Source organism: Streptomyces sp. NPDC059037 (genome assembly GCF_042740015.1).
GTDB lineage: Bacteria > Actinomycetota > Actinomycetes > Streptomycetales > Streptomycetaceae > Streptomyces.
The window spans coordinates 1-1908 of the sequence record NZ_JBHYIG010000516.1 but is presented as its reverse complement, the minus strand read 5'-3'; the positions used below and the strand labels follow the sequence as shown (position 1 = coordinate 1908).

Sequence of the window (1908 nt, the reverse complement as noted above, 5' to 3'; positions counted from 1 at the left end):
TGGGCGCCCCAACCATCGCCCCCCCGTCGATCGTCTTTCGGGCATGGAGAGCAGGTGCTGGATGGTCGCTCTGCCGGCCATCGACGGCAGGCAGTACGTGTACCGGGTGTACGCCCCGGACGACGCGCTGCCCGCCGACCTGTTCTGGGAAGCCTGGCACTGCCACGACGAGAGCCGACTCCCCCGGGCCTGCGACCTGTTCGACGCGGCGGTGATCCGCAAGGTCGGCTGAGCGCGGGCCGGACGGCTGGGCTACGCCTGCCGGGTTCCGATGATGACCGTCGCGTACAGCTCGTCGTCGTTCACCGACCGCGGCACGAGACCGCCGTCGGCGACCGCTTCGAGCGCGTACGGCACCTGCCGCTCGCTCGTCTCGAACAGCAGCCGGCCGCCGGGGGCCAGCCAGCGCGCGGCGTCCGCGGTCACCCGGCGCAGCACGTCGAGCCCGTCGGCGCCGCCGTCGAGCGCCACCCGCGCCTCGTGGATCCGGGCTTCCGGCGGGAGCAGGCCGACCTCTTCGGTGGGTACGTAGGGGACGTTGGCCAGCAGGATGTCGACGCGGCCACGGAGTGCGGCGGGCAGCGGTGCGTAGAGATCGCCCTCGTAGACCTCGGCGCCTATGCCGGCGACGTTGCGCCGGGCGCAGCGCACCGCGGCGGGGTCGATGTCGGCGGCGTACAGCTCAACCCTCTCGACGGCCGCGCCCAACGCGGCCCCCAGCGCGCCCGATCCGCAGCACAGATCGACGACGACCGCTCCGGGTCGCGCCGACTCGGCGGCCTGCCGCACGAGGAACTCGGTGCGCCGTCGCGGCACGAAGACCCCCGCGTCCACGGCGATCCGCAGTCCGCAGAACTCCGCCCAGCCCAGGACGTGTTCGAGGGGCAGGCCGGTGACGCGCCGGTCCACCATGGCGGCGAGTTCGGCGGGGTCGTGGGCCGTGGAGATGAGCAACTCCGCCTCGTCCTCGGCGAAGACACAGCCGGCGGCGCGCAGCGCGGCGACGACAGCGGCCGTGGTGGGCGAGGACAGGGACGGTGACGCGGGTGATGACGGTGAAGCCGACATGAAAGAACCTTTCGGGATGCCTGTGGGGCTCCCTCGGTCACCTATGCCGGGTGAACCGCGCGGTCGCGAGAGGGGAGCACCCGACCTGCTACTGCGGTAATGGGTCTCACCTCCTCGTTCCGTCTCCACTGCGTCGTTCGCAGGGGACGGCCACAGTACCCGACCCGCATCCCGGCGGCATCGGCGCACCCCGCCACGGATCTGACGGTTCATCAGTATTGAATGTTCGAGGCCCTGCGGCTACGTTCCGCGACACCGCAGCTGCGCCCCGCCGCAGCGCTCAACGAGAAGGGGTCGTCGCATGGCCGAAGTCAGCGCGGAAGCACGGATCGAGGCGCCCGCCGAGAAGGTCTGGGCCCAACTCACCGACTTCTCCTCGTACGGCGAATGGAACGCCACCCACACCAGCTTCCCCAAGGGCGGCCCCACCACGCTGGAGGTCGGCGGCACCTTCGCGGAGAACATGAAGCTGATGGGCTTCCCGGCCGAGGTCGCATGGACGATCGAGGAGTTGGAGAGCTCCCGCACCCTGGCGATCCGGGGCAAGGGCCCGATGGGCGTGAACGTCGGCACCCGCTACAGCCTCACCCCCGACGGGGACGCGACAACGGTGCGCATCGACGGGGAGTTCACGGGCGCGGCGGTCTCCCTGATGGCGGGCAAGCTCAAGGACTCGGCGACGGCGGCGCTGACGGAGTCGCTGCGCAAACTGGGCGGCCTGGTGACCTGAACCCCGCCCGGCACACACAGCCAGGGGGCCCCCCCCACAAATGCGGGGGGCCCCCGCCCCAACCCGGGGGGGGGGGTAAAACCAAACCCCCCCCCCGGGAGCCCGCGAGG

Annotated in this window: 3 protein-coding genes; 2 read left to right on the top strand and 1 reads right to left on the bottom strand. The window is 71.7% G+C overall.

All coding sequences use genetic code 11. The features are described from left to right. Positions 1-43: 43 nt before the first annotated feature. Positions 44-232, top strand: coding sequence for a hypothetical protein (locus ACFWY6_RS45310; RefSeq protein WP_135331802.1), 189 nt, complete (start codon positions 44-46; stop codon positions 230-232). 20 nt (positions 233-252) lie between these two features. Here the strand turns inward: ACFWY6_RS45310 and ACFWY6_RS45305 are convergent, their stop codons facing one another. Then, positions 253-1068: a putative protein N(5)-glutamine methyltransferase gene (locus ACFWY6_RS45305; protein ID WP_384703746.1), complete on the bottom strand. Its 816-nt coding sequence runs from the start codon at positions 1066-1068 to the stop codon at positions 253-255. 301 nt (positions 1069-1369) lie between these two features. Between ACFWY6_RS45305 and ACFWY6_RS45300 the strand changes: the two genes are divergently transcribed. After that, positions 1370-1798: an SRPBCC family protein gene (locus ACFWY6_RS45300; protein WP_266869173.1), complete on the top strand. Its 429-nt coding sequence runs from the start codon at positions 1370-1372 to the stop codon at positions 1796-1798. Positions 1799-1908: the final 110 nt, after the last annotated feature.

Excerpts from the sequence above, each read along its gene's own strand:
- ACFWY6_RS45310 (WP_135331802.1), top strand. The coding sequence starts at position 44 with ATGGAGAGCAGGTGCTGGATGGTCGCTCTGCCGGCCATCGACGGCAGG.
- ACFWY6_RS45305 (WP_384703746.1), bottom strand. The coding sequence starts at position 1,068 with ATGTCGGCTTCACCGTCATCACCCGCGTCACCGTCCCTGTCCTCGCCC.
- ACFWY6_RS45300 (WP_266869173.1), top strand. The coding sequence starts at position 1,370 with ATGGCCGAAGTCAGCGCGGAAGCACGGATCGAGGCGCCCGCCGAGAAG.